We start from the raw sequence: 25,011 nt of genomic DNA, 5'->3' as shown, positions 1-25,011 counted from the left end.
GTTCACGGGTCCTTACCGTCAAGACTCACCCAGCCGGAAGGACATCCGCCGTGCACATCGCCATCCTCACCTTCGAGGGCTACAACGAGCTCGACTCCCTGATCGCGCTCGGTGTGCTCAACCGCATCAAGTCCGACGGCTGGCGCGTCACCATCGCCACCCCGAGCCCCAAGGTGACGTCGATGAACGGGGTCGCCATCGAGCAGATGTCCACGTTGGAGGAGGCGTGCACCGCTGACGCCGTCATCGTCGGCAGTGGCATCGCCACCCGCGAGGTCGTCGAGGACCCGGCGATCATGAGGGTCCTGCGCGGTCTGGACCCCTCGCGCCAACTCATCGCGGCACAGTGCTCCGGCGCGCTCGTGCTCGCCAAGCTCGGCCTGCTCAACGACATCCCCGCCTGCACCGACCTGACCACCAAGCCCTGGGTCGTCGCCGCCGGCGTCGAGGTACTCAACCAGCCGTTCTACGCCAAGGACAACATCGCCACCGCCGGCGGCTGCCTCGCCTCTCAGTACCTCGCGGCTTGGATCATCGCCCGTCTCGAGGGCAACGAAGCCGCCGAGGGCGCGCTGCACTACGTCGCCCCGGTCGGCGAGAAGGAGGAATACGTCGAGCGCGCCTGGCGCAACATCACTCCCTACCTGCCTGCTCCCTCACAAGTGCTCGCCTAGCACAATGACTTCACATGTCGCCAGCAGATGAGTGGGAGTGGGCCTTCGAGAGCGAGGGCGGCTTCGTGGATGTCGCCGAGTATCTCCCAACGGATCCGCAGCGGCGGAACCAGTACAGCAAGGCACGCAGTCCCCGGGCGAATCCCGCGTCGCCTCAGGCGAGATCGGATGACGCGGGCGGAGCAGGCCAGGTCCGCGCACGACCAACGGCCGGGTTCGAGACCTGCCAGGCCCGATGCCTGGGGCGCGGAGGCCGGCCACGACGGCCTCGAAGGCGGTTGCATCGCCGGCACGCGCCGGCCGGCTGTGGACGTACGGAAGCACCGGCGCCGCGCCTGCACCCTTCGCCGCGCGCCGGAACGAGCTGAACGGCGTCGGAAACGTCGACAGGACATCGACTCCTTGGCGGGAGTAGGGCCTTTGGCCGAGGGCCATATGCCCCTCGGTCAAGGGGTATCCCTCGGGCCTCTTCTCTCCCTCGCTGCTCCAAGCCCGCGGTGGTGTACGGGCTGGGCTCGGCCAGTCAGTCGATGGACAGGTGCCAGCGGTGGTCCGGGTGGTCGCCGCCGTCGGTCTTGCACGGCCACTGGATGACCTTGGCCCCAGCGGTGTGACTGTTGCCATCCACCCCCAGGCACTGGTCGCTCTTGAGGTTGCGCAGCTGATAGTCGCCGGCCCCGGTCTGGTCGGTGACCTTCCAGAAGTGGTCGAGCCAGGTGCCGCACTCCCACTGGATGGCCTGCACGCCTGCCTGCATGCTGCCGCCGGGGATTGCGACGCACTGGGACGTGTTATTGACGCTCGGATTCTGACTGACGATGCGGTAGACGCGCTGGCCCTGGTAAGTCCAGGCCTCGAGGGTCCACCAGTGGTCGACCCAAGGCCCGCAGTCGAACTGCACCAGCCCGACGCCCGGCTGCCTGTCGGCGCCGGGAACGGACAGGCAGAACTTCCCCTGGGTCCCGGTGTTGCGCAGATGGACCCAGAGCGCCGCCGCCTGACGGTCGGTCTCCGCGCTGGGTACTTCCTTCAACAACTGGGGTGTGGAGGCCGGAGTGGGCCCGGCGGCGGGGGCTGCCTGGGCCGGAAGGCTGGGAGCCGCAGTCAGGGTGAGGACTGCCGTGCCGAGAACGGCCGAACGTACGCGCATGGGCGTCATGACTCCTCCTGGGTCCGAGTGGCGCCGCCGGCCACGTCCGATGAGGGCCTGGCTCGGCGTCCGCCGTCGATGCCGATTCCGAATTCTTCCCAGAGCGACTCTTCGCCCCAGCTGACTCGCAGAGGGAAACCGCTGAGAAATATGAGGGCGAGAGCGGGCGTGAGCCCAACCTGCCGGCGATCACGTGCGATCTCCGGCCGCCTATCGGCTCCACGTTCCGCCGGTCATTCCGAACAGCCGGGTGATGGTTCCGTCGAGGCGACCGAGAGCGCCCGCGGCAACGGCGAGCAGGTCACCAGCCCCGCCGTCGGACGGCGGCCGGTCCCACGACCAACTGGGGGCCGGCCACCGTTCAGGCACGCGGATCGCGGTCAGTTCGCGTGGACGCCCCACCACTTCTGGAAGTTCATCCCGTTGCAGGGGAACGCCCGCAGCCCTTCCGCCCAGCTGTCGTCGATACACCGGCCGGTTTCCCGGTTCTTGAAGGTCGTCCCGCCGGAACCGTTGGTGACCGACCACTGTTGGAAGTTCATCCCGTTGCAGGGGAACGCCCGCAGCCCCTCCGCCCAGCTGTCGTCGACGCACCTGCCGGTTTCCTTGTTCCGCAGCTCGTGGTAGTACGTGCCGTCGGAGAACCGGAACTGCTGAAAGTCCATCCCGTTACAGGGGAATGCCCGCAGCCCCTCCGCCCAGCTGTCGTCCATGCAGCGGCGAGTCTCGTTGTTCTGCCCGTCGAAGTGGAAGATGTCCGCGCGGGCCTGCGCGGGTGTGGCGACTGTCAGTGCGGCGGTTACGGCGGTCGCGGCGACGACGGCCCAACGCCGTACAGCGGGTATCTGCATGACCCCTCCAGATGGATGAGGAACGACGACCGAGGGATTCGTCCCGGACGACAGGCGCGTGCGGCCCGGTCTCTTCAGGGCACGTGCGCGCTCTACCGGGTGTGAATCTCTGGATGGTGCCGAACCTTCGGAATTTCGTTGGACATGGTTGAACAGCCGGCTGCCGCACTTTCGACGGTGCGTGGCCTCCTTGGAGCCAGTGCCGCTTCAGAGGAGTCCTGGGTCGGTGCGGCCGGCGGGGGAAACCGCCGTGGTGGCCGGAGTGGTACGTGGGGTGCGCGTTTTCGAGACAACCGGGCCCCGCACCATGGACGGGCCCAGGTGCAACGTGTTCTCTAACGCCTGACCCGGCGTGTGATCAGACGTCTACTGTGCGTGCACAATCGGGAAAAGCGGCGTCGAACGCCATCGACGCACTGTGCTCACCGGAAGGTGGTGCACCCGGTGGGGCACGGCCTTCACATTGCCGGGCCGGGACGCCGACCGGGCAGCCCCGGCGATGAAATCGCAGGTCAGTGAGTGGTCAGACAGCGGACAATGCGAATTGTCCGCGGACAATAGGGGGAGACGGTGCCGGCAGGTCGTCCGCAGGGCGCTTGGAAGGGTGGGACGCAGGCAGCCAACGAGCTTGCGCGGTTCCTGCGCGAGATCACCGAGGGCTTGACGGTGCGGGAGCTGGCGGAGCGCTACGGAGGCGGAAAGACAGCTTGGGGCCAGTACCGCTCTGGCGAGCGGATCATTCCGCTCGGCCGTCTCAACAGCATTGTCCGTGACCGAGTACGCGACGGGCGCGGGCGTGAGGCGATGCTGCAGCGGGCCCGCCGATTGCACGACACCGCTCTGACAGCCGAAATACGCAAGGCACCCGCGCCCGGCCTGGACGAGGCTTTGCGGCGGGCTGAGGCGGACCTCGCCGAGTCCGGCCGTCTTGTTCAGAGCCTGCTCGCCATCATCACCATGCTGCAGGAAACGATCTCACGCCCCAAGGCCGCGCCCACCGGGCCGACGATGGGACAGCACGTCGCGCCGGGCCCCGAGCCGGTGGTCGGGCACCTGGACGAGGCAGTCGAACAACTCGGGACGGCCCTGGCACTCCAGACCACGGCTCGCCGGGTCCACTCCGACGCGCGGGCGCAGTCCTTGACAGCCCTGCCCCTCGCCGACCGGAGCGGGCACGCGGCGACGGCCGACGGCGAACTGACCCTCGGCCTGGCCCAGGTCAGCAGCGCGCTGGAGCATCGCCGGCAGGACGTCCGGCGCCTGTGGCAGGAGATTCAGCAGGGGAACGGCGGTGGCCGAGCTGTTGCGGAAGAGGTCGTCCTTGAGCGGACGGACACCTCGTCGGCAGCAGCGGTCACCCTCGCCAGGCCGTCCAGCGTCCCCGCCATTGCGGCCGGCGGGCATGGGAAGGCGCTTTCGCCCGTCGCGTCCGCGCGGTCGTCCTGGCGCGGACGTCACGGCAGGGTCTCGTTCGTCGTGCTCGTCACGGCCTGCGCCCTCAGCGTCATCACGGCAGCCACCGCCGCCGCGATCGTTCTCAGCCGACCCACTGTCCCCACGCCGCCCATGTACGCCGCGCCGCCCACAGGGCCTTCGCCTGCGGCTGTGGTTCCCACTGGCACGACGGTGGTGCCCACTCGCTCCGAAACTGCCGCACCGCCGGCGGCGACACCCTCCCCCACTACGCGTCGGAGCAATACACCTCAGCCGACCAAGCCCGAGACGGTGTCGCCCTCCGTGGCTGCCGGCCGTCCGCAGCCCTTCGCCCCCTCGCCGCCCGGCCCGTCATCCAGCAGCCCGCCGCCCTCGGCACCTTCACCGAGCAGCCCTCCGCCGGCCACCTCCCGGCCGCCGCAGCTCCCGGCCGGCTTCTTCCGCTTGTCCAACGCCGCCAGCGGGATGTGCCTGTCCGGCCCCGATGACAGCCCGGTTCCCTCGGACGGCATCGTGCAGCGCGCCTGCGGCGCTGACGCCGAGCAGTTCTGGCAGCTCATCACCGAGGGGACGGGCCCTGACGGAACCGCGTACTCGATCCGTAACCGCAACGGCGGCCTGTGCCTGTCCGTCGACAACGCGCTCACCACGAACGGCGCCCTCGTCACCGAGTTTCTGTGCGGGGAAGGGGACGGTCTCTTCCCCGACCAGTTCTGGACCCTCCGATACAACGCCCCCCACCGTGCCTGGCAGTTGGTTAACCGCAACAGCGGCAAATGCGTCCTGGTGAGCACAGGCGGCGGAGAGAGAGAACAGGCGCGGCAAGGTGCGTGCAGCGACGATGCCCGGATGCTCTGGAGGCCCTGAACCGGCGACGACCACGTCGTCCTGCCGGAGTCGCGCAACCGGGCAGGGGCGGCGGGGGCGAAGCCACCTCGATGGCTGAGCCGCATTGTCAGAGCGGTGCGCTTCACTGTTGGCCATGGAGTTCACGCAGACGGCCGTCAACGACCTGCTGGCCCGACTCGGCCCGGGGAACAGCTACATGTACCTGCCCGGGGACCTGGATCCGCAGGACCTGACCGACCTACTCGCAGACAGGTACGGCGCCCCGCGCACCCTCGTCCTCGACGGCTTCACCGATCCGACGGTCGACGCTTCCAGGGGCGCGGCTCTGCTCGCCCCCTTTGAGGACCGCGCCGTGACGCTAAGGGCGTGGGCGTACGGGGATCAGTGGGTCGGCACGGGGACGGCGCGGGACGCCGAGGGGGCCGAGCGGCCGGTGTTGGCCGTCGCTCACAGGAAGGTGCCGGAACCCCTGGCGGTCATTCCAGAGGAGGACGAGGACGTCGACTGGATGGAGCGGCTCAGACGGATCACCGGCTGGACACAGCCCGACCAGCGGCCGGACGTGGACTGGGCGGAGACGGAATCCCGCCTGGGCACCGCGCTGCCGAGCGACTACAAGCGCATGGTCGAGACGTTCGGCAAGGGCGCCTTCGACGGATTCCTGGACCTGAATCAGGAGCCGTGGACGGATCTCAGTGGGGATGGTCTGCTCATCTGGGCGGGCACTGAGCACGAGAACCTGTACTGCTGGAGGGCCGACGGCGACGACCCCGACCGCTGGCCTGTCGTGATCCGGTCCTTCGACGGTGAGGACGTCGCCTTTGATTGCCAAGCCGCGGAGTTCGTCTGCCGCATCCTCATCGATCCGCACCACCCCTTCACGATGGCCCGCTTTTTCGACACTCACTGGTTCATGAACTACGGGTAGAGCGGCGGACCGAACCCTGCCGCCGGCCGGGAAGCGCCTCATCACGGCATGCAGCATCTGCTGTGCCGGGCCTCCTGGGACGCCGACGCGGTACGTGACGACGTCCGCGATTACGTGGTGGATCAGCTGCACGATGACCAAGCAGTTCTCGTAGTCGACGAGACCGCGACCTGAAGAACGGCGCCCACACCGTCGGTGTCCAGCGCCAGTACACCGGCACCCGCCGGGAGGATCGAAAACGCCCAAGTCGCGGTCTGTCTTGTCTACGCGGGACTGCGCGGGGACGCGGCGGTAGACCGGGAGTTGTACATCCCGCGCTCGTGGATCCGCCGCAACCGCACCACCGGTGAACTCGCCTACTACCGCTGCTTCTCGCCCGCCCTGATGCCCCTGGCCACGCTGGTCCGCGGTGCTGGATCACGGTGGCGGGTGCAAGAGACCTTCCAATCCGGAATGGGCGTGGCCGGACTGGACCAGCACCAGGTCCGTCACTTCACCTCATGGACTCGCTCGCTGGTTCACCCTGGCCATGCTGGCCCACGCCTTCCTCGCCGTGGTTCGCGCCGACCTGGCGGCGCCACCATCAGGCCCGAGCCCAGGCAGCCATTACCGCAGACAAGCCGCGGATCAACCCCGGACAGGCGCCGAACGGCGGCGTGAAGCCGGTTCAACCGCCTTGGGCACTGCTCAGCCTGTCGACCTGCTTCTTGACAAGGCCGACAGGAAACTGTGCTTTCCGGCCGACGTTCAGCTCCTGGAAGCTCACCGTAAGGTTGCCGGTCCGGACAAAGACGTGATGTTCGTCCCGCAGTCCACCTCCGTCCGGCAATGGCATGGTCAGGTGAAAGCTGAGGGCTGCGTCGCCCACATCGGGAGCCTGCTCCACCGTGATCTCGGCGTTGAATTTCCCGACCCATCCGACGCCGGTGAAGGGCGTGCAGGTCTTGAGCGATTCCTGGAGTTGCCGAAATGCGTCCTGCGCCTTCGCTCCCTCGTACGAAGCGAGCGTGGAGTCGCCTCCCATGATGTTTTCCTTCCAGTTGAAGATCTGGAAGACATGGGCAGAGGCGGTCTCGGAACCGAGCACGTCGAGGGCCCTCTGGCAGGAGGCATCGGAGACCGGCGGGAAGGTCTTCTGCCCACTCCTCACCACAGGATCCTGCACAGGGACACTGTGCTCTTGCGGCACTTCACTGCCCTTCAAGGCGAGAGCCTTCAGTTGCCCTGCAGTCAGCGGGGGCAGCGTTGTTGAGTGTGTAGCTGTCGCTGAAGAGGTCGTGGCTCGGTTCGCCTCCGTAGCTGAACAGCCGGAGATGGCGAGGCCTCCAGCGGCCATCGCCGTAAGTGCCGACATCCACCGCTTTGCGAGCGCAGTCATATGGGTTGCCCCCCCTGGGCCGTTCGTACGAGACAGCAGACGCAGACGCTAGCGCAGCGACCGAGAGAGACCAGAGAGGGGCTCCCGGGACGGGGATCGTCCACTGTCCAGGCGCTCGACGATACGGGCGAGTTCGCACGCGGATATCGGAGGCAAGGCACGCATGGCTGCACCCAAGAGGTCGCACCACTCGCCCGGTCGTCGATCGTCGATCGTCGCCCGCGCTCAACCGAGACCCTCCGGCGCGCTGAGCGACCGGTCGGAAGGACGCCTACGACGCGACGGACTCCGTACGGGGACCGACATGGATCGACGAACGAGGGGCCGCTGGAGGGGCGGAGCTGCTCGTCAGCGGTCGATCGGGAGCACTCGGTCCAGGCCGCTCTCGCGCAGGATCTGCCGGATGGTGTCGTCCAGGGTGCCGGCTGCGTCGATGATGGTCTCCAGGTCGTCGGGCAGCAGGTCCTTCTCCCGGTACCAGCCGCTCAGGTGCTCCTCGGTGACGTGCTTGAGGTACTCGGCATCGGGTTTCGTCGCGTGTCTCAACACCGTCTCCGTGTAGGGCACGTGGAGGTAGTAGCAGCGCGAGACACCGCGGTGGGCGCGCACCAGGTCCTGGAGCATCGTGCCGTAGCGGTCGGCGTACAGGATGCCCTCCACGACAACGTGGAAGCCGTTGTCCAGGGCGTAGCGAGCGGTCAGGTCGATCAGGCCGATGCTGGCGCCGCCGGGCCGGTCGTGTTCGCGCAGCACGATGCGGCGCAGGTAGTCCTGGCCGACGATCGCGAGGTTGCGGCCGAACTTCTCGCGCAGACCGGCCGCGACGGACGACTTCCCTGAAGCGCTGTTGCCACGGACCACGATCAGTCGCGTGTCCTGCGTTCCCACCGCGCCAGGCGCGCTCTCGGTCATGCGTCGTCGTCCCCCTTGATGCTCAGGTGCATGCGGGTTTCGTTGAAGTGGTCCCAGTCCATGACCAGACGGAAACGCTGATGCGTCTCCAGCCTTTCCACGTCGGCCTGTTCCTGGCCGCGCTGCACCTGAGCGTCGCCGGCATCCACGAGCTCTGCGAGGGCGAGGCGGACGTCGTCGGCGTCGTGGGCGGTGGCGATCGACAGGCGGTCGAGGGAGGTGAGAACCTCCCCCGGTTCGCCCAGCTCGTCGACCAGGTACGTGATGAGCCCGTTGACGAACGGGGCGGCTCGCGTCGTCCAGCGGATCCAGTCGAGCCGCCTGGCGAGTTCGTCGTCCAGGGGCAGCAGGTCACCGGGCAGCGGCAGCACGGCGGGCATCGACCATCGGGTGCCGTTCGGCGTCTCCTCACGGCGCGTCAGTCCCCAGGTCAGGTAGAGCTCGGAGAGGTCCCGCACGGTCGTGGGCACGGGGAAGCCGGCAGCCGTGAGCATGGCGCCGAACTTCTCCCATCGGTCCGCCTCACACGCTTCGCGTCCCTCCGGTGCCTCGTTGTAGTCCCATTCCTCGTCGGGCCACGAGAACGTGAGCGGGCCGTCGAGGTTGCCGCCGATCATGCGCCAGTGGCCGTCGAAGAACTCCTGCAGGAGGTCGTCCAGGGAGCCGGTGAAGCCGGGCTGGCTCGCAGTGCTGATCAGCATCGTCAGCGGGAAGCCCTGGCGGGGCAGGACGTGTTCCCAGCCCGAAGCCCACCAGTCGTTGTGCATCGCCATGTCCCGGCGCGGTCCGGGCACAGACGGGTTCTCAGTCATCGCAACTCTTTCTCGAAGGAGGGCGTACGCATCGTGGTGAGGGAGGTGCAGCACAGGTCGATGCCGCCGTAGTCGTACATGAATGCCGGCGCAGGTCGACGCGGAATCGGTCGTCTTCGTAGCTGGGGCCGTCGGCTCGGCGGCAGGCTGTAAGCGGCTGAGAATCCCCGGCTTCATGCCGCCAGGTGTACAGCAGATTCCCGGCGGTACTCCCCCTGCTCCGGTTCAACCACCAATGAAACGCGTGGCGTCTAGGTCGCGGGATCGCTGGATCGGGTGACTCCGCCGTGGCCGGGAACGCCATTGCATCCCCGGGCCCGTCGCAGGACGTACGGCGCTGCTCCATGAGCGTCACCGACCGCGTACCGCAGACGCCGGCCGACTGCTGCCACATTCCCGCACGTCGGGTGCGGTCTTCCACCCTGATCGTCGAGGGCCACTCCTGCCTGCTGGCGGCCTTCGGGGAGCACAACGGGTGCCGGGCCCGGCACCCGCAGCCCCGACCGTCGTCGCCCCCGTGCTGCCGTCTCGACCCCCGTACGAGGAAGACTCCTCGCGGCCACAAACGCCACCGGCCACGTCCGCGTTACCGGCGCCGCACGGGGCTCGGGTGAACTACCGGACCGGGGAGAGACGGGGCACGGCCACCACGCCTTGGCATCCAATTTGGCAGCAACGGCTCGATCCGCGCCCACTGGGCACCAGTCAACGACACACATCAACCAACGATCAGATGACCCGAAGGAAACGCCCTAGTTCTGCGACCGGGAAGATCGGGTGTGTGACGATCGGGTTGTGAGAGCCCGCAAGGGCTGCGGTTGGACCAGGGTGTCCGTAGAGACAAGGAGGTGCGCCGCGAGTGGCCACTGGGGGAACAGCGCGGCTGCTGATCAGCAACGGTGGTGAGGCGGCGCTGGAGGTGACCGTGGAGCCCTGGGCGAATACGCACCAGCTTCTCCCGGAGCAGACGTGGGTCGTGGTCACCCACTCGCCTGCAGCGGATGGTTCATGGTCCGGGACGCTGCGTGGGGACGAGCCATTCCAGGTCGTTCATCGGCCCGAATCGGTGACGGTGTGGGCCAACGGCAACTGCTTCCACCTCAGCGACGCGGAGGGGAACGCGATCGACTCGGCTGACTGGCATTGCCCTGCTCAGGGCTCTGCCGCCTGACTTGGCCGGCCCAGGAGTCGCGCCAGTTCGCGGTCGATTCACGGGTGAGCCGCCTGCTTCCGAGGTCGACCATGGCCACCTGGATCACGGCTTCGGAGCGGTGCGAGTGGGGCTCGTAGTCGCGGGCGAGGCGACGGCGGTGCATCAGCCGGCCGAAGGTCCGCTCGACGACCCAGCGTCGCGGAATCACCTTGAAGCCCTTCCGGGCCGATGTTCCCGGAGGGTGTACGGGATGCGGCCGGCTCAGCCAGTGGCGCCACAGCCGCTACGTGCGGCACATCGCCGGCGCCCCCAGTGCCGTGCAGGTCAGCGACCGCTTCTTTCGCTGACAGGGCCTCTCACGCCGCGTCCAGGACATCGCCTGCGCCCACCGTGGTTGCCTGCCTGCAGCACTGCCTGATCGCCCACCTCCGCCGCCGCTATGCGGACCGTCCGACAACCCCCGAGATGATCTCCGGCCAGGAAAATCCAGCCAGACCTCCTTGGGGTGATGCATACGCTGCCCTCATGGCTGATTCGAAGACAACCGCGACCGACTGCGACCGGCTGGTCGAGCTTGTGGTGCCGCCTGCCGAACCCGTGGATGCTCACGGAGACTGGACCGCTGCGGAGATATCGATCGGCACTCGGCTTCCCGGCGATTACAAACGGCTTGTCGAGACCTACGGGTGGGGAGAGTTCTGCGATTTCCTCTACCTTCGGACACCTTTCGGTAAGAGCAGGCACAACGGCATCGAGTGGCAAAGCGCCAGCCTCACGGGATCGCCTGAACGGGACCGCGATCGCTACCCGTATCCGCTGCACCCGGCTCTCGGCGCACTGCTCGTCTGGGGCACCACGATGGATGCCGACCGCCTGTGCTGGCTTACCAGTGGGTCCCCTGATGACTGGCCTGTCGTGGTGTGGAGCAACGAAGGCTGGTACGAGACCCATCCCATGAGAGCGGCAGCATTCATCGAAGGCTGGGCCGGCGGGCAGGTCAGCTCCCGTCTACTCATGGACATGGAACCGGGCCTGGTGCCATGGTTCAACACCTTCCGTCCCCGCATCCACAGATGCATGCGCCTGTCCGAAGGCCCCACTGCCCACCCGGAGCGTCTACGGCGGCTTCGCGAGGCACTGGCTCCCACCACCGACCGGGGATCGTGGCGCTCCGCGTCCGAGGAGACAGGACAGGACCACTTCGCGACCGTCGACACCGACTGGTTGCTCACCTACGACGTCTCCCACCCCCACCAGATACGGATCGATTTCCCGCCTGAAGACAGCGAACAGGTCCGGCAGCGGCTCTTCGCCGCTGCGCAGCTCATGGAGTGTGAAGTTCTCCAGATCACGACCGCGGCCGGAGAATTCCTACGGGCGTGGGACACCGCCACGGACGAGGACGAGGACGAATAGTCAGGGCAGTGGAGGGGCGATTTTGGCCGCTTCGACAACACCGGCCACCTGAGGGAGCGTTGGCGAAGTCTGCAGCTGTGTCGTTGTCGACGGGGCTGATGTCCCAGGTACCCATGCTGATGTCCCAGGTGCCCATGCTGATCTCCTAGCGTCCGGTCGCCGGGATCCTCGCATCGGGCAACAGAAACGTGATCACGGGGCGAGCAGGACGCGTTTACGTGGAAGTCGGGAGCCTGCCGTCCGAACATCTGGCGCTTGAGTATCGCGATCCGGTTGACGTGGCCTTCGACGACTCCGGAGTTCCACGACAGGGTGAGGCCGGCGATGACGGCGTCGCCGTCTCGGTCGATGCCGCCAGCGAGAGTGTGGAGGCTGGGCAGATCGTCCTGGCGGACGGCGTCGAGCCAGTCAGGCAGGCGCTCGCCTCGCGGTTGGTGAGCATGACCGCGAAGGAGCGGACGTGCCGGGTGGTCCAGCGTGCCTTGGTCTGGCTGCACCCGTTCAAGCGACGCCGAATCCGCTACGAACGGCGACCCGACCTCCATCAGGGCCTGCTCGAACTCGCCTGCAGGGCCCGCGCCCGTTCTCCTGTAAGGGAGGAAGCTGCGACTCTCCGTGGAGCTTCACCGGCTCACGAATCAGCGGACACACGCTCGGGGAGGTTGGGCTTGGCCAGCAACCGCTCCCTGACCGCGGCGAGGACCTCCGTGCGGGTGCGCGGGCCGTCGTCGGCCGCGATGAGGTGATCACCGATGCGGAGGGAGAAGGTGATCAGGCAGCGGGCCTCGACATCGGCCTCGTCGGGGCAGAAGGCCCCGTAGAGCTCGCGCAGATAGTCCATGCGCCGGTTGTCAACGCGGCGGAGGCGACCCGCGACGCCTTCGTCGCGACGGGCCCAGTCTCGGATGGCGAGCTCGACACCCGCACTGGTCACGGGTGTCTCGGACGCCCCCACGATGTCGAAGAGCCGCCCGAGCCGATCACGGGCGTCGCCCCCATCACTCTCGACCCCCTCGATGACGTCCTCGGTGACCCCGCGCTCCCAAGCGTCGAGCATCTCGTCGAGGAGCGCCGCGCGATTGCGGAAGTAGCCGTAGAAACCGCCCTTGCTCACACCGAGGGCCTGGGCGAGGACCTCGACCCGGACGGCCTCGGGTCCGCCGGCGGCCAGCGTCCGCAGCCCCTCCTCGATCCACTTGCCGCGCGGCGTACGGATCGTGCCCATTCGGCACCTCCCCTCATGTCGCTTCGACTCGAGTATACGGCGGCGTACAGAAGGGGCTATGCTCGATATATACGCCACCGTATAGACAGGGGTCTGTCATGAACGCTCTGCGCCTTCCCTCGACCGACTACACGTCCCACCCCTGGCGGATCCACGAGATCGCCGGCGACTTCCGGCTCGAGGACCTGTGGGCGCTGCCGACGCCGGGCGGCCCGGACGACCTGCATCACCTGGTCGAGCAGATGGCGGGCGGCACGGAGGGTCCGGACGGCGGCAACCCGGTGGGCCGCTTCCTCTTCGCGGTGCGCTGGAAGCTCGGGGCGCTGCTCGGCTGGGACAAACCGGACTCGGGCGTCGGCGAACGGGTGGCAACGCTGCGCGACCGGCTTCCCGAAGACCTGCGTGAGGGGCCGCGGGGGCCCGACCTCGACTCGGCCCCCTTCACCTCGGTCTTCCAGACGCACGACGAGTGGGCCAGCGAGTACGCCAACAAGACCATGCACGGGGTGATGCACATCGGCTGGGTCCCCGACGGGAACGGCGGCTACCGCGGACAGATGGCCGTCCTGGTCAAGCCCAATGGCCGCCTCGGCTCCCTGTACATGCTCGGCATCAAGCCGTTCCGGTACCTAGGGGTGTACCCGGCCCTGATGCGGTCGATCGGCCGAGAGTGGCAGGGGAACGCCGCACGCCGAACGACCTGCTGAAAGGGCGCCTGCGCGTGGCAACCGGCAGCAACGAGAAGATCCGTCTCCCGCCGGTCCTCGCTCGTGCTTCCCCCCTGGCTTCCTCAGGGAGCTGAGCCAACTGGCCGGGGTGGTCTGCGGCCTGCTGGCGTAGCGCGGCAGTGCTGGCCGGTGCGGGCCGGTGGAGCGGGTCGGCTGCTGATCTTCCCGTACCGACGCGACCGTGGGCTGAGTGATCTGCTTGAACTGCTCAGTCCTGCTCGGAGCCGTCCTACCGGTGGTTGTGAACACGCCCTGGGACGCCGTCGTCGGCCGGCCCTGCAGACGAAGCCAAGATGGCATCGGCCGCCTCCAGGTGACGGGTGACCCGGCCGAAGGAGACCAGGCCGCTGCCGGCGCCGGCGGACTCCGTTCGGGCGGGGAGGAGTTCCTCGCGTGCACGGCGTAGGACCGGCAGGTGCCCCACGGTCTCGGCGGCACGGGCGAGTACGCACCACAGGGCCTCCTGGAGGAGGTCGTGCGGGGGCCGGGGCACCACGGTCAGTGCCTGGCGGGCCTGTTCGGTGGCGCCCGAGGCGGCGAGCAACAGAGGGTCGAGCCACGGCCGGTAGGGGCCGGCATCGAGGTAGGCGAAGTCTTCGAGGTCGAGCGGGACGTCATCCCTCATGACGGGGACCAGGGCCACCAGAGCGGCTGCTCCCTGGGTGAGGCCGGGCATGCCGGAGAGATCCGGGCACTCTCCGACCGCTGAGCGACGCCCGCCGGCACCGCTTCTTCCTCACGCCGAGCGGACGGCGGGAGGCAGGGGCGTACGAGGACGGCGGCCGTCGCGGGTGACGGCGTATCTGGCCGCCATCATCAGGACGGCCTCGTCCACGCCCCCCGCTCCATGGCCGCACGTTGGCCCCCGCCTCTGCCTCCGCTCCGCTTCCGCCCGCACCCCAGCCCCAGCCCCCGCCCCCCGCCCCCGACCCGACTGAACGCAGTTGGATCTAGGACCTGCCGAAACGGCGCCAGAAGCCGGAGCGCTTCTCCTGAGATGGGACCTCCCTGGGGGGACAGACTTCAAGCGACCAGTCGCCCGCTCCTTCGACGACCGCCACGAGCAGCGGCCCCTCCGGCAGCACTCGCGCGCCTTTGGGACTCCGGTCGGAATCGCTGGCCAGCGAGGTGGGGTACGTGGCGGGGGTATTGGGGCGACGGGGCTTGTACCCCTGGACACTCAGGGACCCGGTTGCCTCCGTCGGACGCAGACGGGAGACCAGCTCGCCGGCGGGCCCGGTGTGAAGCAGCACCTCGGGCCCCCGACCAGTGGCCGCCTCGCCGAGCACGCGCACCGCGCTCACGGGCCGGATCACGATCGTCCACTCGTCGTGGTCGTCGCAGCCCACGCGGAAGCGCAGCGGGTAGAGGTTGTCGCACCACATCACCCGCCGCTCGAACCGGTGGGACGTGGCCGTGTTGCCGAGGTCACGGGCCTGTCTGCCGTCCCAGTCGATGGAGTCCAGGTCGAAGAAACCCTTGCCGGTCCGGGCGAAATCGACCAGGACATAGCCGGGCGGTGGGGTCGTGTCCATGGCGAACTTGGCGCTGCCCCGCCCGCTGTACACGATGTCGTCGAACTCCCCGCCCAGGGGCGCGACGGCGGCGACCGCCTCGGGAGACGGGGTCGGCGAGGGGACCACTGGGATCGCTCCCGGCCGCCGGGACGGGGCCTGGGGCGAGCTCTCGGACGGGGGCTGGGGCGGGGACTGGCCTCCGGTCTGGGCACGGGACTGGGCCGGGGGCGAACCCGGGCCGTGCACCCCGACCTCACCCTTCGTCGGTCCCGAGCCGCCTCGCTCCCCCTGACACTCGGTCGAACCCGAACCCGAACCCGAACCCGAGCCCGAACCCTGCCCTCGCTCCGTATCAGCAGCCGGTCCCGGGGACTTGCCGACGGCACCGAGCGGAAGCTCTGCGGGCACCGGCCCGCCCGGGGCAGCGGACTTGCCCACCGCCCCTCGCGGAAGCTCCACCGGCACCGGCCCACCCGGGACGGGTACCGGGACCGGTGCCGGCGCTGGTGCTGGTGCTGGTGCTGGCACCGAGATGCCGAAGTCCTCCGCCAGCGCGCTGAATCCCGCGTCGTAGCCCTCGCCCACCGCGCGGAACTTCCAGCCATCATCGCGCCGGTAGTACTCGCCGAGGACGAGCGCCGTCTCAGTGGTGGCGTCGTCGACCTCGTACAAGGCAAGTTGCTCCCCGGTCGCGGTACTCAGCGTCCGCACCGACAGGCCGGGCACCTGCCCGAGCATGCCGTTCTGGCCGACGGCGACGATCACGATGCGTCGGACGTCCACTCCGACACGCTCGGTGTCGACGTCCAGCCGGTCCACCAACCGGCCATCCACGACGCCGGCCCGCTCGAGGACCAGGTGCCTGACGGCCTTGCCGGTGGCGTCCAGGAGCAGCGCGGAGGCCGCCACCTCCGGCACCCCACCGCCGGCCGCCTGCCGGTCGACCTCGATGCGCCAACCCTGCCCGGGGACTGGCAGGTTCTCCCCCTTGATGATCTGCGTCACCGCGTCATGCTTGCACCCCGCCCCTGGGCAGGTCCACGGCGGGATGCGGCAGGGCGAGGGCGCCGAGGTCGACGAAGGTGATCACGAGAAGGGCGTACCCCGCCGAAGACGGCGTCGGAGTCGGGGCCGGGTTGCGCCCCGCCCGACAGCAGGGGTCACCGGCCTGGAGGAGTTCACCCCCTACACCTCCTACCGGCAGCCGAATCGACCAGCCGGCGTCTGATGGGGACTGCCCAGCCGCACATCGTCATCGTGGGCCGATACCCGAGAGACGAACACACCGACAGCGGCACGGCTGCTGCATGATCGAGCGGTGCTGATCGAACTGCTGAAGGTCACAGAGTGTCCCGGGAGTCTCTGGCTTGCGGAGGCCCGGGCCCCGTTCGGTCACGCCGCGGTCCGATGGTACGGGGATCGTGCCGCGGAGCCCGGCGAGTACCACGTCGAGTGGACGATCGATGAGGACATCATCTGGGGGCAGAACGCCACAGCTGCAGGCGGCGTCGGTCCAGGGCTCCGGACCGGTGGGCAATGCGTGGTCCTGCGGGGACAGTTGGGCCTTACCGAGGACGGTGCCGCCCTGCTGGACTTCGATGGCACGCACATCCTGCTGGACCTTGCCGATCCGCCTCCCGGAGAGGTCGCCGGTGGATGGGTCGAGCTCTTCATCCAGCGCGAGAAGGCCGGTCTCCACCCCTACGTACTCTGACCAGGGATCAGGTTGTGTTCGTCTCCCGCAGCGACGACAAGACGACAAGCGGCTTCGTCGATACGACTGATGCGCCTACCGCCCCCGTACCGGTCTGAAGGGGAGAGCATCCCCCTCGGTTCACCTCGGAGACCTGTAGCGGTAAGCGGTGGGAGATACGATGCGCGCCGTGGACATACCCGACTGGTTCGTGTGGATCGCTCTTGGCCTCTTCGTCCTTCAGGCTCTCGGGCTTGTTCCCGTCGTCCGTCGGATGCGGGAAGCCGATCCGACGGTGCGCTCCAAGGCGCGTCTGGACCTGCTGGATACCGTCGGTGCGCTGCTCATGGTCAGCAGCTTGATGCTGTCCCTGGTGGTGGCCGAGTCCTGGGTCTGGCTCGGCCTTACCGGGTTCGCAGTCATCGTCGCCGTCTACGCCGTGAAGGGTGTACGACTGCTCCGCACGCGCCGCCACCGCCCGACTGCCTGATCCGGGTAACCCTGAGTGCCTGCGACCTGCCGACCGCGTTCCCGGGCCCGCACGGGGTCGGCAGGCGAATCGGGCAGAGACCTTGTGCGCCCTCCCCGATGAAGTACGAAGCTCCTCCGCGCCGCAGTGGAGTGCGTGGTGATGGGCGCGTCGATGTCGATGGCGTAGGAGCCGGGCCCGAGGTGGTGGTCTACGTGAGAACGCCATGGTTCGTCGCCCCACACGACAGGGACCGGACCGTTATGGCCGGTCACCACCAACTACCAGGCCACTCGGGCTACATCACTGAGAGCGATGTGATGTCTACCCCTCGCTGCCACTCCCCCGCAGGTGATCAGCCATATGCCCTACTGCCAGAGGTCCGTGCCGTCGCGTCCACTTGGGTCCGTTGTCAGTAGGTCCTCGTGAAGGCCCGAGAGGGGACGACCGGTGGAAAGACCGTCCTCGCCAGACTCCATGACCACCCAGCCGACATCCACACCCGACACGTTCACGTCCCCGCCGCAATCGAGCTCGTCCACCGCGGCGAAGACGGCTTCGTACGCAACGGCCCGAGCCAGGAGCACCAGATCGGCCTTGTCCGCCCCCGCATCCAGCAGGCGCCGAGCCGCCGCCACTTGTTCCAAGGCCCCGGGGTCTGCCCAGCCGTCGATCGCACCACGCCACAGGGAACGGAGCAGCACGACGCGTGCCAGCTGCGGCTGGTTCTCTTCGATCTCCAGCCTCGCCGAACCGGGCGCATCAGCCGCACCGAGAGCCTCGAATTGCGTCCGCATCGACTCCGCCGTGGCTCGCGTCGACGGAGTAAGTCCCGACAGCCACGACTGCCATTTCGCCTCGACACCATCCATCGCACCAGGATGCCCCACCAGCCACCCCGCACCGACAAAATCATCAGTTGACGTCATCACGGCCAGAGCCGGTTTCGAAGAACGCCATCAGCGGCGCGTCGGTCCAAAGCATTGAGCGGCGCTGGAGCCGTTGTTGCTGAGGCCGCCAGGGCGGGTCGGGCAAATGTCGGGTCTCGGCGGCAGTTGGCCGGCGACCTCGTTGACCGCGACAAAGACAGCGTCCTGTGGCAGTACCTCCGCAGGGACTACGGTACCGGCGGGCCGCCGGGCCCCGGCCGACGGTCAGGGAATCTCACGCGGGTGCCTGCCGGTCAGGCAGCGAGTGCGCCAGGAGGTACTCGGTCGCTCCGGCGATGGCCTCGGCATACGTGCGATGAACGGGCTCGGACTCCGCTTCCTGACGGTCTCCGCCGGTGGCGGTGTACCACCACGCGTCGGCGTCGGCGTCATGGTGCACCACAGCAGCACCACCCGCGTACTGGAGCGGAATGGACTCGCTGGTGGTTTTCCTGACAACGGCGTGGGGCCACTTGAGACGGGCGGACTGACGCTTGATGCCGCCCCAGGCAGCACCGAGCTGGGCGTAGTTCGCTCCGCTGCGACCGGCGACGGTCGCGGCGCTCTCCGCCAGCCGTTCGACCGACTGCTTGGCTTCGTGCAGAGCGCGCAGCAGTGCCAGCTGCACATCGGGCGCTGCCATGAGAACGGGGTCGACGGACTTGTCCGCGGCGCGGTAGGCCTGTACGCGGGTCGAGATCCGTTCGGCCAGGTCGCGGGCGGCTTCGTGGATGCGCTCGTCCATGGTGAACGTGTCGCTCTGGGCGGGTTCGCTCCAGGGAGGCTCCACCAGGACCGAGGCGGCGGTCCAGAAGTTCTCGTCATTCCTGTCGGGTGTCGGAACTGCACTCACATCACTCATGCGACAAGTCTAGCTGTCGAACGAGGTAAGCGACAGGAATATCTGTCATTCACCGATGGTGCATCCACCTCCGGACACACCCCCGGCCGATCGAGCCCGTCTCACAGCCGACCGAGGCGGTCTAGCGGTGTGGATCGTGGACGGCACCTGATCCCGGTGCGCGCGACCGCAAGGTCGGCGCCTCGTCACGCAACTACCGGTTCTCAGCGATCGCGCAGGTCATCATCGATGCTGACACCAAGCTGGTCATCACCGCGGCCCGGCCGGTGCCCGGCAACACCGCGGACGCGAGGGCCTGGCGAGGCTCCGACCTTGCCGGCCGATGCGCGGGCGGCGTCACCGCGCTCACCCACGGCGCGCACATCCACACTGGGCTCATCGTCTGCACCGCGCACGCCCCGGGCGGGCCCTGCCGCCCGGCGAGGAAGAAGACCACGAACGCGAAGGGTGCCGGGCCGCCTTCGCCGCACACGCTTCCGCCCTGCGCGCGTCACTGGAGGACGGAACCCGCCGTACAGTCGTCGACTCTCCACCAGCCCCCCCGTCCGCCGTCCGCCGTCCGCCGTCCGCCGCGAGAAGCGCACCGCATCCGCACCGCTCACCACCGCGGCATCCACCCAGTCCGCCAGCACTGGCCGGCAGGGTTTGGCCGGACTTGATCCTGAGCGGCGCCCACCATGTACGCCGTGGCATCGTGGAGCCATGACCATCGCAGTTCGCCCAGCTTCAGTCTTCGAGGATGTCCGCGCCCTGGTGGGCCCGAAGTCACCTGGGGCCAACGTCTGTTGGTGCCTGAGCTACCGGATCCCCTCCAAGCTCAACAACGAGCTCCGTGGGCCGGCCCGCGGTGAGTACGTGGCCGAACTGTGTCGGTCGGCAACCCCTCCGGGGGTGCTCGCCTACGACGGTGACGAGCCGGTCGGATGGGCCGCCGTGGCACCGCGCTCGGCCACCTCCTTCGCGCGCAGCCGTAAGATCCCGCACGTCGACGACCTGCCGGTCTGGTCGCTGTGGTGCATCCGCGTACGCCCTGGTCATCGCAAGAAGGGGATTTCGCACGCCCTCATTGCCGGTGCGGTCGAGTTCGCCCGCACCCACGGCGCACCGGCGATCGAGGCGTACCCGCTCGACAGCGGTGACGCGAAGGTCGACATGACGATGGCGTACGCCGGGATCCGGAAGAACTTCGAACGCGCCGGGTTCACTCACGCCGCCGACACCACGTCCGTGCTGGCCGGTCACCCCCGGGTCCTGATGCGACTCGACCTGCGCTGACAGATCCGCTCCGGGGCCCGCACTGGGGCCCGCCCTGGGCCCACCCTGGGCCCGCCCTGGGGCCCGCACTGGGGCCTCGACGGCCAGCGGGACAGTAGTCCGTTACGGCCAGCAGGACAGTAGTCAGTTATCGAAGACGGTCAGCGGTCACAGGACCGGAGCACCGGTCTTGTGGTGGTGCCAGATGGCCCAGCCACCGCGACAGTGCGCTGCGCGACACGGACAGCGGCGCCCTCTAAACCCAGCGGCCCGTCGCGCCCGGTCGCGGCCGTCGACCTTGGTCTCACCCATGGTCGGCTCCGGATCGCCAGAGGCCCGGCGGCCGGCCAAGCCCTCGCCTTCGACGCCACAAGGTCGGTCTGACAATCCGGCCGGCCTTCCCCGCCTCCGTCGCGAGCGGCTTCCGGTAGTGAGTCCCTGCAGGTCATCACGTGCGGGCGACGGGGCCCCCTCGGCGCCGGGCAGGTGCCGCCGACAGCAGGGGACGAGACGGTCGAGCCAAGGGGAAGCGTGTGGGGGCTTGAACGGAAGCTCTCGCGCGCCGGACAGCAGATTCCGGTAGTCCACGCGAAATCCCCTTGCCTAATGGTCAAGAAACGTTGACCATTGCTCGCATGCCTACCGATGATCTTCCCGAGACGTTTCACGTCACCACGGACGAGCAACTGCGCGCCGTCTCCAATCTCACCCGCCACCGGATCATGGCCGTGCTCCGCTTCGAGCCCGCGACGATCACGCAGATCGCCGAGCGCATGGGCCTCGCGAAGGGGAGTTCCAGCTATCACGTGCGACTCCTTGAGCGGGCCGGGTTGGTGAAGGTGGTGCGGACGAGGAAGGTGCGGGGTGTCACCGAGCGGTACTACGCGATGGCCGCGCGGTCGATCGCGCTGCCGGATCCGGGCGAGGGAGGGCCGGATGTGCTGATGCGCCATGCGGTGGCGGATCTGGAGGCGTCGCCGGTGGATGAGCGGCACGTACGGATGGCACATCTGCGGCTCACCGAGGAGCAGTTCGCGGAGCTGGGGGCGCGGCTGCAGGCGCTGGCGGACGAGTACCGGGAGCTGTCCGATCCGTCGCTGCCGGACGCGTCACTCGTCTTCGCACTGTTCCACCCGTCATCGCGCCCGCAGGCCGAGGGGGATGTCAAGTGACCTCAGATGTTGGGAAGTTGCCTGCCGGGTTCGGGCGGCTGTGGACTGCGCAGACGGTGTCCTCGCTCGGTGACGGGGTGTCGCATGCCGCGCTGCCACTGATTGCGTTGACGTTGACGCGGGACCCGATGGCACTCGCTGTCGTCACGGCCGCCGGAACGCTGCCGTGGCTGCTCTTCGGGGTGCTCGGCGGCGCACTGGTGGACCGCTGGGACCGTCGGCGCACGATGTGGGTCGTGGACGCGGCGCGTGCGGTGCTGCTCGCGATACCGGCTGCGGCGGCCGCGCTCGACGCACTGAGCATTCCGCTGCTCACGGCCGTCGCCTTCCTGCTCGGCCTCGGCGGACTCTTCTTCGACACGGCAGCCACGGCCTATCTGCCGGATCTACTCGGCCGCGACCCCGCACTCCTGGAGCGCGCCAACTCACGCTTGCGAGGCGCTCAGACCGCCATGTCCGGCTTCGCGGGGCCGCCTGCGGGCAGTGCGCTCCTCGGGCTCGGGCGGGCGGTTCCGCTGGTCGCCGACGCGGTGTCGTTCTTGCTCTCCGCCCTGCTCGTACGGTCACTACCCGCCATGCCCCGACCCGTTCCGGAGGTCCGCGAGCCGCTGCTTCGGCAGGCGCGTGCCGGGGCCTCGTACGTCTTCCGGGACCGGTTGCTCCTCGGGCTCGCGCTCCGCCCGGCGGTCGGTAACGTCGCCTTCCTCGCTGTGGAGACCGTCCTCGCTCTCTTCGCGCACGACCGCCTCGGCATCGACACCTACGGCTTCGGCCTGCTCCTCACGGCGGAGGCCACGGGCGGCCTGCTCGGTGCCGGCATCGCCTCCCGCCTTGGCCGACGACTCGGCACCGGCACCGCACTGACCTGCACAGCCGCCGTCGAAGGGCTTGCCATTCTGGGCCTTGCCGCTGCCCCGAACCCGTACGTGGCTGGGCTGGCGCTCGCCGTCTGCGGGGCCGGCATGGGCGCCACGATGGTGCTCGGGCCCTCCCTCCGGCAGGCGATCGTCCCGGCCCACCTCATGGGCCGGGTCGCCTCCACCTCCCGCATGCTGGCCATGTGCGCCGCCCCCATCGGCGCCTTTCTCGGCGGCTGGCTGGCCACCACCTACGACATCCGCACCCCGCTCTACGCCGCCGCCGTCCTCCTCCTGGCGATGACGGCCGTCACGGCATCCATGACCAGCAACCGCCGGGTCGAAGCGGCGCTGCGTGCCGCTGCCCAGGCCGACGGTCCGGAACACCGGGCATGCGAAGAACCCAAGGATTTCAAGGAACCCAAGGAAGCCAAGGAGCCCGCCCACGAGAGTGCACCCGACGTGTTGTGACGCCTGCCGTAGAGGAGCGGACACCTGAGGAAGCGTCACCAGCTGTTCGGCACGTGGCCGAGGTCTTGCCTGCAGCGAACTTCGACTGCGGGGAGATGCGCACCGGTCCGGCCAGGGAGGGCATGTGGTGCGGTGTCGACGTCACGACGACGGACGACGCCACACCGGAGCGGCAGCTCCCGCACGGGCCGCGTGTGGGTGAGGGAGAACCGGTGCGCTGTGGCGCGCGTCGTGTGGTGTGGCGTAGTCGCGCGATGCAAGGAGGGGCGGGGAACCGTGCGGAGTCTGATGACCCCAGTGGCGGTGGGATGCGTTGTCCTGGCGTTGGCATCCTGTGCAGGTCCGGAGGAGCCGGCGAGGTCGCCACTGCCGACGGCCGAGCGCGGGAGCCTGCTCGGGACGGCGGGTTCGGAGCCCTCGGCGGTGGAATCGCCGAGCACGGACGAAGCCGTCGCCCAGGCGACAGGCAAGATGCTCACCGCCGCCACGGGCACCAATTCCCCTGCCGAGCCCGGTCTGTTGGTCGCCGCCGAGGGGAGCAATGGGGCGCTCTTCGTCTGGGAGACGGCGGACGACCGGCTCTGTCACGGTGCCGCGACGACGCAGGGGATGACGTCCGTCGCGTGCGCTTCCCGTCCGGACACGCCCCCTGTGGCGGAGACTCCGCGGCTCGTGCCGTTGGTCCGCATGATGGCGACGGGATGGAACGTGGTCTTCGGCGCGGAGCACGAGACGGTGGAGTCGGTCACCTGCAACGGTGAGCCGGTCCGTGTGCGGGACGTCGGCGTGATGGCGGACGGGCGCCGTACGATCCACGCCATCGAGTTCCCCGACATCACGGTGGGCGCGGTGAGCGTGAAGGTGCGGAGGGGAACGCGAGTGGTCACGGAATCCCTCGAACTGGACCTGTCCTGGAAGGCGGGTGGCCAGGACCTGGCGTCGTGCGCCCCCGCCAAACCCTAGCCAGGCTGCCGTCTTCGGGCCACGTCGGCCCCCGTCGAAGACGGCAGGACTGTGGACGGTTGCCGTGTCAGCGTCTCGGGCGTGGCCTGGAGCGTGGGAAGCGTCGGGGCCGCTTCGCCGAGTGGCTCGCCCAGCAGATCGGACAGGAGGACATGGGCCCGCCGTTCATGTGAACCGTCGCCCCCACACAGGTGGGGCGGGGGCGGAATGTCCTTGCGGGCCCGGTCCGCCGACAAGACGCGCATGCTACCCGGGCTCACCGATGGCGCAGGCACGACAACGGCACCGGTCCGGGTGCCGATTGAGCGGCCCTCTCAGCGGGTACTCGCACGCGATCACTGGGGGCTCCGCCAACACGCGTGCATCATCATCGGGTAGGGACACCCCCGGTCATTCTGAAACGATCAGTCCTCGTCGTCGACGTGGCGAAGGACCGCATCCTTCGGTATCCACGGGAACCTGATGCCTGGAAACCTTGCCTGCCAGGCTCCGTACGGGTCGAAGGCGAGGACTGCCTCAATGAACGGCTGGGGCGGCAGGTAGTCGTGGTCGACGACGTAGTGGCCGATGAGACTCGGAGCGGCGTAGACAGTGCCAGGGCTTCCGGGAACGCGGATCTCACCGGTTCCAGCGCTTGCGCGTAGGTCTCCCGGGCGGGGTGCGTACCAGGGGTGGAAGTCAGGGAGAGGAGGGCCCTGATCCCGCTGGTGAAGGGCATACCCCCGGTCCGTTCGCGCCGCGGCCGGACGTCGGCGCAAGCGCGGCAAGCTTCACGCCGACAAAGGCTACGACTACCGCCACCTGCGGCGATGGGTCTCCGGCCGAGGCATCCGACACCGCATCGCCCGCAAAGGCACCGAGAGTTCCCAGCGACTCGGACGACACCGATGGACCATCGAGCGAACCATGTCCTGGCTCGCCGGCTGCCGACGACTCCATCGACGCTACGAGCGCAAGGCCGAGCCCTCCTGGCCTTCACCAGCATCGCCTGCACCCTGATCTGCTACCGCAGACTCAACTCACCGAACAAGGTGAACTCTGCCGTAAGAAGCCGTATCTCAATCGATCTTGGAACGTGCAAGTCGAACAGAGTTCCTGGTCGGGTGATCTTCCAAGCGCACGTGTGCGGCAACGCGGCCGATCATCCGGCCCGGGTGCGCCGCTATCCGTCGGACATGACGGACGCGGAGTGGGCGGCTGGTGTACGAGCAGACTGGTTCGGGTGCCCGGGCGGACCGAGCGGGAACGACGGGGACGGGGACTGTCGGAGGCCTCACGTAGGTTGAGCACCGTCGCAGTCGAACGGAATGAACG

At 68.6% G+C, this 25,011-nt stretch carries 22 protein-coding genes and 5 pseudogenes; 16 read left to right on the top strand and 11 right to left on the bottom strand.

Going from position 1 to position 25,011, the window contains the following annotated elements; genetic code table 11:
* Positions 1-50 precede the first annotated feature (50 nt).
* Complete coding sequence (locus N5875_RS37430) at positions 51-674, top strand: DJ-1/PfpI family protein (protein ID WP_338498840.1); 624 nt, start codon at positions 51-53, stop codon at positions 672-674.
* Positions 675-1,197: 523 nt separating this feature from the next.
* Here N5875_RS37430 and N5875_RS37425 read toward each other — a convergent pair.
* The gene (locus N5875_RS37425) at positions 1,198-1,833 is read right to left on the bottom strand and encodes an RICIN domain-containing protein (protein ID WP_338498838.1); all 636 of its coding nucleotides are present in this window, start codon (positions 1,831-1,833) and stop codon (positions 1,198-1,200) included.
* A 371-nt stretch (positions 1,834-2,204) separates the two neighbouring features.
* Positions 2,205-2,675, bottom strand: coding sequence for an RICIN domain-containing protein (locus tag N5875_RS37420; protein WP_318212207.1), 471 nt, complete (start codon positions 2,673-2,675; stop codon positions 2,205-2,207).
* A gap of 570 nt (positions 2,676-3,245) precedes the next feature.
* On the opposite strand from N5875_RS37420, the gene N5875_RS37415 reads away from it, so the two are divergent.
* From N5875_RS37415 to N5875_RS37405, 3 genes and pseudogenes are all read left to right on the top strand, one after another.
* Positions 3,246-4,976 carry an RICIN domain-containing protein gene (locus N5875_RS37415; RefSeq protein WP_338498835.1) on the top strand — a complete coding sequence of 577 codons (1,731 nt, stop codon included), beginning with the start codon at positions 3,246-3,248 and terminating at the stop codon, positions 4,974-4,976.
* A 115-nt stretch (positions 4,977-5,091) separates the two neighbouring features.
* The gene (locus tag N5875_RS37410) at positions 5,092-5,886 is read left to right on the top strand and encodes a hypothetical protein (RefSeq protein WP_338498834.1); all 795 of its coding nucleotides are present in this window, start codon (positions 5,092-5,094) and stop codon (positions 5,884-5,886) included.
* Positions 5,887-5,934: 48 nt separating this feature from the next.
* Positions 5,935-6,511: pseudogene (locus N5875_RS37405) on the top strand (transposase); the annotation flags it as partial.
* A gap of 42 nt (positions 6,512-6,553) precedes the next feature.
* Here N5875_RS37405 and N5875_RS37400 read toward each other — a convergent pair.
* From N5875_RS37400 to N5875_RS37390, 3 genes are all read right to left on the bottom strand, one after another.
* Complete coding sequence (locus tag N5875_RS37400; protein ID WP_338499399.1) at positions 6,554-7,051, bottom strand: hypothetical protein; 498 nt, start codon at positions 7,049-7,051, stop codon at positions 6,554-6,556.
* Positions 7,052-7,612: 561 nt separating this feature from the next.
* Positions 7,613-8,176, bottom strand: a complete 564-nt coding sequence (locus N5875_RS37395; RefSeq protein WP_318212203.1) for an AAA family ATPase — start codon at positions 8,174-8,176, stop codon at positions 7,613-7,615.
* The gene (locus N5875_RS37390; protein WP_338498832.1) at positions 8,173-8,988 is read right to left on the bottom strand and encodes a DUF6042 family protein; all 816 of its coding nucleotides are present in this window, start codon (positions 8,986-8,988) and stop codon (positions 8,173-8,175) included. Before N5875_RS37390 ends, N5875_RS37395 begins: the two co-directional genes overlap by 4 nt.
* A gap of 859 nt (positions 8,989-9,847) precedes the next feature.
* Here N5875_RS37390 and N5875_RS37385 point away from each other — a divergent pair.
* Positions 9,848-10,159, top strand: coding sequence for a hypothetical protein (locus N5875_RS37385; RefSeq protein ID WP_338498830.1), 312 nt, complete (start codon positions 9,848-9,850; stop codon positions 10,157-10,159).
* Here the strand turns inward: N5875_RS37385 and N5875_RS37380 are convergent.
* A pseudogene (locus N5875_RS37380) lies at positions 10,089-10,361 on the bottom strand (transposase); the annotation flags it as partial. The gene N5875_RS37385 and the pseudogene N5875_RS37380 sit on opposite strands and share 71 nt — an antisense overlap.
* 305 nt (positions 10,362-10,666) lie before the next feature.
* Here N5875_RS37380 and N5875_RS37375 point away from each other — a divergent pair.
* Both N5875_RS37375 and N5875_RS37370 read left to right on the top strand, forming a co-directional pair.
* On the top strand, positions 10,667-11,557 hold the full coding sequence (locus N5875_RS37375) for an SMI1/KNR4 family protein (protein ID WP_338498828.1): 891 nt from the start codon (positions 10,667-10,669) through the stop codon (positions 11,555-11,557).
* Positions 11,558-12,006: 449 nt separating this feature from the next.
* Positions 12,007-12,126 (top strand): annotated as a pseudogene (locus N5875_RS37370) (IS5/IS1182 family transposase); the annotation flags it as partial.
* A 62-nt stretch (positions 12,127-12,188) separates the two neighbouring features.
* Here the strand turns inward: N5875_RS37370 and N5875_RS37365 are convergent.
* On the bottom strand, positions 12,189-12,782 hold the full coding sequence (locus tag N5875_RS37365; RefSeq protein WP_338498827.1) for a TetR/AcrR family transcriptional regulator: 594 nt from the start codon (positions 12,780-12,782) through the stop codon (positions 12,189-12,191).
* 98 nt (positions 12,783-12,880) lie between these two features.
* Between N5875_RS37365 and N5875_RS37360 the strand changes: the two genes are divergently transcribed.
* The gene (locus N5875_RS37360) at positions 12,881-13,489 is read left to right on the top strand and encodes a DUF2867 domain-containing protein (protein ID WP_338498825.1); all 609 of its coding nucleotides are present in this window, start codon (positions 12,881-12,883) and stop codon (positions 13,487-13,489) included.
* 250 nt (positions 13,490-13,739) lie between these two features.
* On the opposite strand, the gene N5875_RS37355 is transcribed toward N5875_RS37360, so the two are convergent.
* Both N5875_RS37355 and N5875_RS37350 read right to left on the bottom strand, forming a co-directional pair.
* Positions 13,740-14,186 carry a hypothetical protein gene (locus tag N5875_RS37355; RefSeq protein ID WP_318212198.1) on the bottom strand — a complete coding sequence of 149 codons (447 nt, stop codon included), beginning with the start codon at positions 14,184-14,186 and terminating at the stop codon, positions 13,740-13,742.
* A 274-nt stretch (positions 14,187-14,460) separates the two neighbouring features.
* Complete coding sequence (locus tag N5875_RS37350) at positions 14,461-16,032, bottom strand: TerD family protein (RefSeq protein WP_338498822.1); 1,572 nt, start codon at positions 16,030-16,032, stop codon at positions 14,461-14,463.
* A 313-nt stretch (positions 16,033-16,345) separates the two neighbouring features.
* On the opposite strand from N5875_RS37350, the gene N5875_RS37345 reads away from it, so the two are divergent.
* Together N5875_RS37345 and N5875_RS37340 are read left to right on the top strand one after the other, a co-directional pair.
* Positions 16,346-16,741 carry a hypothetical protein gene (locus N5875_RS37345; protein WP_338498818.1) on the top strand — a complete coding sequence of 132 codons (396 nt, stop codon included), beginning with the start codon at positions 16,346-16,348 and terminating at the stop codon, positions 16,739-16,741.
* Positions 16,742-16,901: 160 nt separating this feature from the next.
* Positions 16,902-17,210: a hypothetical protein gene (locus N5875_RS37340; RefSeq protein WP_318212195.1), complete on the top strand. Its 309-nt coding sequence runs from the start codon at positions 16,902-16,904 to the stop codon at positions 17,208-17,210.
* 347 nt (positions 17,211-17,557) lie between these two features.
* Here the strand turns inward: N5875_RS37340 and N5875_RS37335 are convergent, their stop codons facing one another.
* On the bottom strand, positions 17,558-18,061 hold the full coding sequence (locus N5875_RS37335; RefSeq protein ID WP_318212194.1) for a hypothetical protein: 504 nt from the start codon (positions 18,059-18,061) through the stop codon (positions 17,558-17,560).
* Positions 18,062-18,353: 292 nt separating this feature from the next.
* Positions 18,354-18,980, bottom strand: a complete 627-nt coding sequence (locus N5875_RS37330; protein WP_318212193.1) for a hypothetical protein — start codon at positions 18,978-18,980, stop codon at positions 18,354-18,356.
* Positions 18,981-19,107: 127 nt separating this feature from the next.
* Here N5875_RS37330 and N5875_RS37325 point away from each other — a divergent pair.
* From N5875_RS37325 to N5875_RS37300, 6 genes and pseudogenes are all read left to right on the top strand, one after another.
* Positions 19,108-19,416, top strand: a pseudogene (locus tag N5875_RS37325) (IS5/IS1182 family transposase); the annotation flags it as partial.
* A gap of 266 nt (positions 19,417-19,682) precedes the next feature.
* Positions 19,683-20,255, top strand: a complete 573-nt coding sequence (locus N5875_RS37320; protein ID WP_338498815.1) for a GNAT family N-acetyltransferase — start codon at positions 19,683-19,685, stop codon at positions 20,253-20,255.
* A gap of 614 nt (positions 20,256-20,869) precedes the next feature.
* Positions 20,870-21,406, top strand: coding sequence for a helix-turn-helix domain-containing protein (locus N5875_RS37315; protein WP_318212192.1), 537 nt, complete (start codon positions 20,870-20,872; stop codon positions 21,404-21,406).
* Positions 21,403-22,734 (top strand): MFS transporter, encoded by a 1,332-nt coding sequence (locus N5875_RS37310; RefSeq protein ID WP_338498813.1) that lies wholly within the window; start codon positions 21,403-21,405, stop codon positions 22,732-22,734. Before N5875_RS37315 ends, N5875_RS37310 begins: the two co-directional genes overlap by 4 nt.
* A gap of 423 nt (positions 22,735-23,157) precedes the next feature.
* Positions 23,158-23,697 carry a hypothetical protein gene (locus tag N5875_RS37305; RefSeq protein WP_338498811.1) on the top strand — a complete coding sequence of 180 codons (540 nt, stop codon included), beginning with the start codon at positions 23,158-23,160 and terminating at the stop codon, positions 23,695-23,697.
* 716 nt (positions 23,698-24,413) lie between these two features.
* A pseudogene (locus N5875_RS37300) lies at positions 24,414-24,701 on the top strand (transposase); the annotation flags it as partial.
* Positions 24,702-25,011: the final 310 nt, after the last annotated feature.

This window comes from Streptomyces sp. SJL17-4, assembly GCF_036826855.1.
Lineage (GTDB): Bacteria > Actinomycetota > Actinomycetes > Streptomycetales > Streptomycetaceae > Streptomyces.
This window is presented reverse-complemented; position numbering and strand designations above follow the sequence as displayed.

What these genes read in the sequence shown, in the direction of transcription:
- N5875_RS37425 (WP_338498838.1), bottom strand. Translation starts at nt 1,833, where the DNA reads ATGACGCCCATGCGCGTACGTTCGGCCGTTCTCGGCACGGCAGTCCTC.
- N5875_RS37420 (WP_318212207.1), bottom strand. Translation starts at nt 2,675, where the DNA reads ATGCAGATACCCGCTGTACGGCGTTGGGCCGTCGTCGCCGCGACCGCC.
- N5875_RS37410 (WP_338498834.1), top strand. Translation starts at nt 5,092, where the DNA reads ATGGAGTTCACGCAGACGGCCGTCAACGACCTGCTGGCCCGACTCGGC.
- N5875_RS37395 (WP_318212203.1), bottom strand. Translation starts at nt 8,176, where the DNA reads ATGACCGAGAGCGCGCCTGGCGCGGTGGGAACGCAGGACACGCGACTG.
- N5875_RS37390 (WP_338498832.1), bottom strand. Translation starts at nt 8,988, where the DNA reads ATGACTGAGAACCCGTCTGTGCCCGGACCGCGCCGGGACATGGCGATG.
- N5875_RS37375 (WP_338498828.1), top strand. Translation starts at nt 10,667, where the DNA reads ATGGCTGATTCGAAGACAACCGCGACCGACTGCGACCGGCTGGTCGAG.
- N5875_RS37365 (WP_338498827.1), bottom strand. Translation starts at nt 12,782, where the DNA reads ATGGGCACGATCCGTACGCCGCGCGGCAAGTGGATCGAGGAGGGGCTG.
- N5875_RS37360 (WP_338498825.1), top strand. Translation starts at nt 12,881, where the DNA reads ATGAACGCTCTGCGCCTTCCCTCGACCGACTACACGTCCCACCCCTGG.
- N5875_RS37355 (WP_318212198.1), bottom strand. Translation starts at nt 14,186, where the DNA reads ATGCCCGGCCTCACCCAGGGAGCAGCCGCTCTGGTGGCCCTGGTCCCC.
- N5875_RS37340 (WP_318212195.1), top strand. Translation starts at nt 16,902, where the DNA reads ATGCGCGCCGTGGACATACCCGACTGGTTCGTGTGGATCGCTCTTGGC.
- N5875_RS37335 (WP_318212194.1), bottom strand. Translation starts at nt 18,061, where the DNA reads ATGGATGGTGTCGAGGCGAAATGGCAGTCGTGGCTGTCGGGACTTACT.
- N5875_RS37330 (WP_318212193.1), bottom strand. Translation starts at nt 18,980, where the DNA reads ATGAGTGATGTGAGTGCAGTTCCGACACCCGACAGGAATGACGAGAAC.
- N5875_RS37320 (WP_338498815.1), top strand. Translation starts at nt 19,683, where the DNA reads ATGACCATCGCAGTTCGCCCAGCTTCAGTCTTCGAGGATGTCCGCGCC.
- N5875_RS37315 (WP_318212192.1), top strand. Translation starts at nt 20,870, where the DNA reads ATGCCTACCGATGATCTTCCCGAGACGTTTCACGTCACCACGGACGAG.